This window comes from Teichococcus aerofrigidensis, from assembly GCF_054073225.1.
This window is the reverse complement of the sequence record NZ_JBSXMU010000297.1, coordinates 1-487: the sequence shown is the minus strand read 5'-3', so window position 1 is coordinate 487 and position 487 is coordinate 1. Positions and strand designations below refer to the sequence as shown.

General features: G+C 76.6%; 1 protein-coding gene. It reads right to left on the bottom strand.

Features of this window, described 5'->3' with window-relative positions; genetic code table 11:
• The coding region (locus ACVMLK_RS21325) for a zinc-binding dehydrogenase (protein ID WP_457487583.1) at positions 1–487 on the bottom strand (487 nt) is incomplete at both ends.

Below are 487 nucleotides of genomic sequence, written 5' to 3'. Positions count from 1 at the left end.
GGCCAGCACCAGCTTGCCGATATGGGCGCTGGCCTGCAGCGTGCGGAAGGCGGCCTCGGCCTCCGCCGCCGGGCGCAGGGCATGGGGCAGCGGCGACAGGGTGCCGGCCCCGATACGGGCGGCGATCTCGCCCAGCAGGGCGCCGGCCAGCTCCGGCCGCGCGCTCGGCAGCTGATCCACATCGACGCCGAAATAGGTGATGTTCTGCCGGAAGGGGCGCAGGCCGAGGCGGCGGTTCTCGAAGAAGTCCCGCTTGCCCAGCTCGACGAAGCGGCCGAAGGGCGCGACGAGGCCGAGGCTGCGCTCCATCGCCTCGCCGGCCAGGGAGTTCAGCACGACATCCACGCCGCCCGGCCAGGCGGCACGCAGCCGGTCGGCGAAGCCGGGGTCGCGGCTGTCCAGCACCAGCTCCGCCCCGGCGGCCCGCAGGAAGGCGCGCTTGGCGGCGCTGCCGGCGGTGGCGGCGACCCGGGCCCCGGCGGCGCGC